We start from the raw sequence: 6396 nt of genomic DNA, 5'->3' as shown, positions 1-6396 counted from the left end.
GGCGGCCCCACCGGGCGGCCCCACCGGGCGGCCCCACCGGGCGGCCCCACCGGGCGGCCCCACCGGGCGGCCCCACCGGGCGGCCCCACCGGGCGGCCCCACCGGGCGGCCCCACCGGGCGGCCCCACCGGGCGGCCCCACCGGGCGGCCCCACCGGGCGGCGCGGTTACCCCTCTGAGTGTCTGGGCGAACCTCCTGCCAGCTGTTATCTGGGCTGATTTTGTAGACGGCGGACGGGTGCCGCTGGTCCCGTTGCTGATCGGCAGGCCTCCGATATCCGCCTCACAACCTGCCGACCGGCGGGTTCGGCGGTGGTGGGCGCGGGGGAGGGGGACGCGGAGGGATTGGGCGTGATCGTTGACATGTCGGAGAAGGCGGGAATCGGGAGCAGCTTGGGCTTCCGGCGACGTACGCTGCGGAGCATGAAAGGACGTCCGCTTCGCTTCACGCCGCGCCGAGACGCCGGTCTGCATGGCTACGAGCGCGCCTTGCAGCATGCCGGTTTCAGCCCCGTGGCCGGAGTGGACGAGGCGGGGCGGGGCGCGTGCGCCGGGCCGATGGTCATCGGCGCGGTGATCTTGCAGGGGGGACGCGGGAGGATCGAGGGGCTCAGCGACTCCAAGCTCCTGACCCCGGCTCGGCGCGAGGAGCTGTACGCCGAGATCACCGAACGCGCGTACGCGTGGAGCGCCGTCGTGGTCCCCTGCTACGACATCGACCGGATCGGTCTCCATCGCTGCAACATCACAGGGATGCGGAGGGCGCTGGCCGCCCTCGACAAGCGCCCGGCCTACGTGTTGAGTGACGGCTTTCCGGTGCCTGGGCTGGAGGTCCCCAGCCTCGCGATGATCAAGGGCGACCAGGTGGCGGCATGCGTGGCGGCCGCCTCGATCATCGCGAAGGTCACCCGAGACCGCATCATGGTGGACCTCCATGACCGATACCCCGCATACGGCTTCGACGTCCACAAGGGTTATGTGACCAAAGCGCACGGTGCGGCACTCGTTGAACACGGACCGTGTCCTGAACATCGCTTCTCCTACGTCAATGTGCGTGCCTTGCGTAACAATGGAGCCGTGGCCTTGGTGGAGGAGACCGACGGGGAGGTCTCAGGCGAAGGCCGTACGGAAGGGGCACGAGCGTGAGCGCCGAGGATCTGGAGAAGTACGAGACCGAGATGGAGCTGCAGCTCTATCGCGAGTATCGGGACGTCGTCGGGCTTTTCACCTATGTCGTCGAGACCGAGCGAAGGTTCTACCTGACCAACTCGGTCGATCTGCAGGTGCGCAGCGCCGACAACGGTGAGATCTACTTCGAGGTCACGATGCAGGACGCCTGGGTCTGGGACATGTATCGCCCTGCTCGCTTCGTCAAGAACGTGCGTGTGGTCACGTTCAAGGACGTCAACGTCGAAGAACTGGCCAAGAGCGACTTCGAACTCCCTTCGGATCAGTAAGTCGGGCGCGGCCCCCAGAACTTGATCTTCCGCTGTTGCCGTAGGACGGCTGTCCTCGACCTGCTTTGAGAGTCTTGAGAAGTCGCGCGTTGGTGCAGGCGGTTGCGACGCTGGCCGCTGACAGTTGGTGACCGGCAAGCCCAGTTCAGCCGGATGCCTCGTTCGGGTGGACGGCCGGATCCCGTCGGCCAGGCGTGGCGGAGCCTGGTGGGTCGCTTGACGTCTCGGAGGTGCTCGCGGGGCTTCGTTCGTTGGCGGGCGAGTCTGCGTGGCTGTGAGCATGTCGGCGGTGGTCGGTCGGTCCGGCGGCGGTTGTGGCTGGCCAGAAGGTGGGCGGAGTCAGTGACTTCGGTGGTTTCGCCTTTGGCTCAGGTCGCCTCCTTGGCTCTGTCTGCGGATGGTGCGTGTTCCTGCGAGGTGTGTTGTCGCTCCCAGTGGAGGGAAGCGGCGGTTGAACCAGGCGCCTTGTTACGTAGTGGTGCGTCGGGGTTGGTCTGGGGGCGTGGGGCGGAGTAGCTGTGTGCCGCGTACGTCCAAGTTGCTGTGGGGCTGTCAGGCGGCGGCACGTTGGGGGCCGAGGTTCTGGGACGAGTCGTTTCGATGTCTGTGAGAGTTCTCAGGTGGGGTTGAGAGCTACTTGGGTGATCTGGCTTGTTTCGTCAGGCGCCAGCCGGCTGGGGCGCGTTCGACGAAGCCGGAGGCGGCCAGGAGGCCCAGCTTGGCGTTGACGATGTGGGGGCCGACGCCCACCTTCGCGGCCAGTTGTGAGGGGCCGGTGGAGCCGCGGGTGGGCATCGCCTCCAGCACCGAGCGGGTGAGCGGTTCCAGACGGTCCCGGGGGAGGACGGGTGTGTGCGGTGGTGGGGCGAGGTCGGTGCCGATGAGGCCGACGGCCTCGATGACCTCTTCGGGCCGGGTGACCAGGACCGTGCCCTCTTCCCGCAGGAGTTTGTGAACGCCGACCGAGGTGCGTGAGGTGATCGGGCCCGGGACGGCCATGACGACGCGGCCGAGTCTGCGTGCCCAGGTGGCGGTGTTCAGCGCGCCGCTGCGGGCCTCGGCCTCGACGATGACGCTGCCTCGGGAGAGGGAGGCGATCACGCGATTGCGGACGAGGAAGCGCAGCCGGTTCGGCGGTGCGCCCGGCGGGGACTCGCTCACCAGGAGGGAGCGTTTGGCCATCTCGGCGAACAGGCCCTCGTTGGAGGCGGGGTAGGGGACGTCGACGCCGTTCGCGAAGATCGCGACGGTGGCGCCGTCGGCGGCCAGGGCGCCGCGGTGGGCGGCGGCGTCGATGCCGAGGGCTCCGCCGGAGATGACCGTCCAGCCCTGGTCGGTCAGGTCGGACGCCAGGTCGGCGGCGGTGCGCAGGCCGTAGGGGGACGCGGCGCGGGACCCGACGATGGCGACCGACCGCAGGCAGGCGAAGCGGAGGTTCTCGGGGCCGCGAAGCCACAGGGCGTAGGGGCGGTGGTCGGCGAGGTCGTCCAGCGTGGTGGGCCATTCGGGGTCTCCCGGGCAGATGAGGCGGCCTCCGAAGCGGTCGCAGACGGCGAGGTCCTGGTCGGGGTCGACGGTCGCCAGCCGGACGCGCCACTGGTCGAGCCGCTGGAACTCCTTGGCGGTGACGGTCAGGTCGTGGGGGATCCGGGCGGTGCGGATGATGTCGAGGGCCTTCTCGGCACCGGAGTGGTCGATGATCCGATTGAGGAACGGTTCGCCGGGTTCCGCGATCGCGGTGAGGGCCGCGCGAGTGGTTCGTTCGGCGTTCATGGGCGTGACCACAGGGCGAGGGCGCCGCCGACGTCGTCCGCGTCGGGTTCGTCGTGGCCGGACAGGTCGGCGATCGTCCAGGCGACCCGGAGGATGCGGTCGAGGCCGCGGGCGCTGAGGGTGCCCCGCTGGAGGGCGTCGTCGGCCGCGTGCATCGCCTCGGGGCGGGGGGTGAAGCGTCGGCGCAGCTCCGGCCCGGGGATCTCGGAGTTGGAGCGCCAGGGGGTGTCGCCCAGGCGTTTGGTGGTTCTCTCTCTGGCGAGCAGTACGCGTTCCGCGACGACCTTGCTGGACTCCGCGAACTCCAGGTCGTAGCGGAGTTCGGCTCGGCTGGCGGGGGACAGTTCGAGCTTGAGGTCGATCCGGTCGAGGAGCGGGCCGGAGAGCTGCGAGGTGTACTTGCGGCGGATGCCGGGGGCGCAGGAGCAGTCGATCTGCTTGGCTGCGGCGCAGGGGCACGGGTTCGCCGCGAGCACGAGCGTGAAGCGGGCCGGGAAGGTGGATGTGCCCCCTGCCCTGGAGATCCTCACCTTTCCCTCTTCGAGGGGCTGGCGCAGCGCGTCGAGCGTTCCGTGCTGGAACTCGGGAGCCTCATCCAGAAAGAGGGCGCCTCGGTGGGCCAGTGAGACGGCTCCTGGCTGGAGGGTGCGGCCGGAGCCGCCGCCGACCATGGAAGCGCGGGTGGCGGTGTGGTGCGGCGCGTGGAAGGGCGGATGGGTGATCAGGGGTTGCCCGGGTGGGAGTGTTCCCGCGACGGAGTGGATGGCCGTGACCTCCAGCGCGGTGTCGGGCTCCAGGGGCGGCATCAGCGTCGGCAGGCGTTCGGCCAGCATCGTCTTGCCGCATCCGGGAGGCCCGGTGAAGAACAGGTGGTGCCCTCCGGCCGCGCTGATCTCCAGCGCGCGGCGCGCCTCGGCCTGCCCTCGGACGTCGGCGAGGTCCATGTCGGGACGGGTGTCGGGCCGCCGCGCGGCCAGGCCTTCGGACGGCGTGGAGAACAGGTCGGGCTCCTCGTCCTCGACGGGCGGCGGCTCGTCGCGCAGGATGCACAGGAGGCCGCGCAGGGTGCCCGCGGAGATCACCTGCATGTCGGGGACGAGTTCGGCCTCGGCGGCGTTCGCGCGGGGCACGACCACCGTGCGGCAGCCGGCGTTGGAGGCCGCCAGGACGGCGGGCAGGACACCGGAGATCGGGCGGAGCCGACCGTCCAGGCCGAGCTCGCCGATCAGCACCAGGCCCGCGCAGGACTGGACGGGCACGGCCTCCGCGGCGGCGAGGAGCGCCACCGCGATGGCGAGATCAAAGGTCGAGCCCCTTTTGGGCATGCTGGCGGGGCACAGGGACACCGTGACGTGTCGGTTGGGATAGTCCTCTCCGGAATTGAAGATCGCGGCGCGGACCCGGTCGCGGGCCTCGCTGAGCGCGGTGTCGGGCAGGCCGACCAGATGCAGGCCGGGCACCCCGCTGGTGATGGCGGCCTCGACGTCCACGACGGAGCCGTCCACACCCACCAGGGACACCGAGCGTGTCTTGGCGAGCGTCATCTAGCACACCTCCTTCAGGTGGTCGACCGAGAAGCCGTCGCCCTCGGAGACCAGACCCAGGACGTCCACCCGGATGAGGGTGCGGCCGACGCCGTGGCTCGTGGCCCACTGCCAGGCGAGCAGCCTTAACCGCGCGGCCTTGGCCGGGGTGATCGCCTCCAGTGGGTCGCCGTAGCGCGCGGAGCTGCGCGTCTTCACCTCGAAGACGACGTGCCGGACGCCGTCGTAGGCGACGATGTCGAGTTCGCCCTGACCGCAGCGCCAGTTGCGGTCGAGGATCGTCCAGCCGAGCTCGGTCAGGTAGTCGACCGCCGCGTCCTCACCGCGGCGACCGAGGCTGATGTGGGTGTTCATGACCTCACCTCCGGCCTTCGACGGTGCCGCAGCGGCGGACAGCCCGGAAGTAGAACGGCATTCTGTGGATAGAGCGGGTGAACAATCGCGGCGGATCAGCCCGAACCGGCGTTGGGTGCTTGCTTCGGCCGCGTGGTTGCCGCAGCGTGGCGGCTGTGAGCAACCCCTTGGAGGAGGCCGTCCTGGAGTTCGGCCGTCACCTGCGCGCCGAACGTGACGTGTCACCCCACACGCTGCGCGCCTACCTCGGCGACCTGAACGACCTGTGCGGTTTCGCGGGCGATGTCGGGGTGACGGAGCCCGCGGAACTCGACGTCTCGGTCCTGCGTGCCTGGCTCGCCCGCCAGCACGCCCTCGGGCGCTCCCGCGCGACGCTCGCCCGCCGTACCGCCGCCGTCCGGACGTTCACCCGGTATCTGCACCGGCGCGGTCTCCTGGAGAACGATCCGGGACTGCTCCTGGGCACTCCCAAGCGCGCGCGAGACCTGCCCGGGGTCCTCACCCAGGACCACGCGGCGCGGCTCTTGGACGAGATGGACGTTCAAGGGCCCGTCGGCCTGCGGGACCTGGCCGTGCTGGAGACCCTGTACGGCACGGGCGTCCGGGTCAGCGAACTCTGCGGGCTGGACATCGACGACCTGGACACCGAGCGCCGCACCCTCCGCGTCCTGGGGAAGGGCGGGCGTGAACGCACCGTCCCGATGGGGGAACCCGCCGCCCGCGCCGTCCAGGACTGGGTGCGTGCCGGCCGGCCCCGGTTGGCCAATGAGAACAGCGGGCCGGCTCTCTTCCTGGGCACTCGCGGGCGACGCCTTCATCCGACGACCGCCCGCAGGGTCGTCCACGCTCGGATCGCCGAGGTCGGCGGGGTGCCTGATCTGAGCCCGCACGGTCTGCGGCACAGCGCGGCCACCCATCTGCTGGAGGGCGGCGCGGACCTGCGCAGCGTCCAGGAGATCCTCGGCCACGCCTCCTTGCAGACCACCCAGCTCTACACGCACGTATCGGCTGAGCGGCTCAAGCAGGTTCACCGGCAGGCGCATCCACGCGGGCAGAAAGAGCCCTGATCGGGCATGGCGCCGCCCCCTGACACGCGGCTGTGGCGCCAGGTCGCCCGCACAGGGGCTGCCCCAGAGTTGGCGCCCGGAGGACTGTTGCCCGGCGTGCCCTTGTTGCGCGCTTGCCGGCCTGCCGTCGGACGAGTGCGCGACGGCAGGCCGGCGCTCAAGATTCGACTACGGGCTCCTGCTCAAGGATCGAGGGCGGGCT

6 protein-coding genes are annotated in these 6396 nt (G+C 70.4%); 3 read left to right on the top strand and 3 right to left on the bottom strand.

The genetic code is table 11. From position 1 onward, the window contains the following. Nucleotides 1-422 precede the first annotated feature (422 nt). On the top strand, nt 423-1145 hold the full coding sequence (locus tag GNZ18_RS36025; RefSeq protein ID WP_156221224.1) for a ribonuclease HII: 723 nt from the start codon (nt 423-425) through the stop codon (nt 1143-1145). Further along, entirely contained in the window at nt 1142-1456 is a 315-nt protein-coding gene (locus GNZ18_RS36020; protein WP_214620734.1) for a DUF2469 domain-containing protein, read from the top strand. Before GNZ18_RS36025 ends, GNZ18_RS36020 begins: the two co-directional genes overlap by 4 nt. 633 nt (nt 1457-2089) lie before the next feature. Here the strand turns inward: GNZ18_RS36020 and dprA are convergent. From dprA to GNZ18_RS36005, 3 genes are read right to left on the bottom strand one after another with little or no spacing between them, the layout of a single operon-like run. Beyond that, nucleotides 2090-3229, bottom strand: a complete 1140-nt coding sequence (dprA, locus tag GNZ18_RS36015; protein ID WP_156221223.1) for a DNA-processing protein DprA — start codon at nt 3227-3229, stop codon at nt 2090-2092. Next, the gene (locus GNZ18_RS36010) at nt 3226-4773 is read right to left on the bottom strand and encodes a YifB family Mg chelatase-like AAA ATPase (protein WP_156221221.1); all 1548 of its coding nucleotides are present in this window, start codon (nt 4771-4773) and stop codon (nt 3226-3228) included. Before GNZ18_RS36010 ends, dprA begins: the two co-directional genes overlap by 4 nt. Further along, a complete protein-coding gene (locus tag GNZ18_RS36005; protein WP_156221219.1) occupies nt 4774-5127 on the bottom strand; it encodes a YraN family protein in 354 nt (117 codons plus the stop codon). Nucleotides 5128-5282: 155 nt separating this feature from the next. Between GNZ18_RS36005 and GNZ18_RS36000 the strand changes: the two genes are divergently transcribed. Continuing rightward, entirely contained in the window at nt 5283-6194 is a 912-nt protein-coding gene (locus tag GNZ18_RS36000; protein WP_312874941.1) for a tyrosine recombinase XerC, read from the top strand. Nucleotides 6195-6396 lie beyond the last annotated feature (202 nt).

This window comes from Actinomadura litoris (genome assembly GCF_009733595.1).
GTDB lineage: Bacteria > Actinomycetota > Actinomycetes > Streptosporangiales > Streptosporangiaceae > Spirillospora > Spirillospora litoris.
This window is presented reverse-complemented; position numbering and strand designations above follow the sequence as displayed.

Bases quoted from the DNA above. Each gene is read 5' to 3' on its own strand.
- GNZ18_RS36025 (WP_156221224.1), top strand. From the start codon at position 423: ATGAAAGGACGTCCGCTTCGCTTCACGCCGCGCCGAGACGCCGGTCTG.
- dprA (WP_156221223.1), bottom strand. From the start codon at position 3,229: ATGAACGCCGAACGAACCACTCGCGCGGCCCTCACCGCGATCGCGGAA.
- GNZ18_RS36010 (WP_156221221.1), bottom strand. From the start codon at position 4,773: ATGACGCTCGCCAAGACACGCTCGGTGTCCCTGGTGGGTGTGGACGGC.
- GNZ18_RS36005 (WP_156221219.1), bottom strand. From the start codon at position 5,127: ATGAACACCCACATCAGCCTCGGTCGCCGCGGTGAGGACGCGGCGGTC.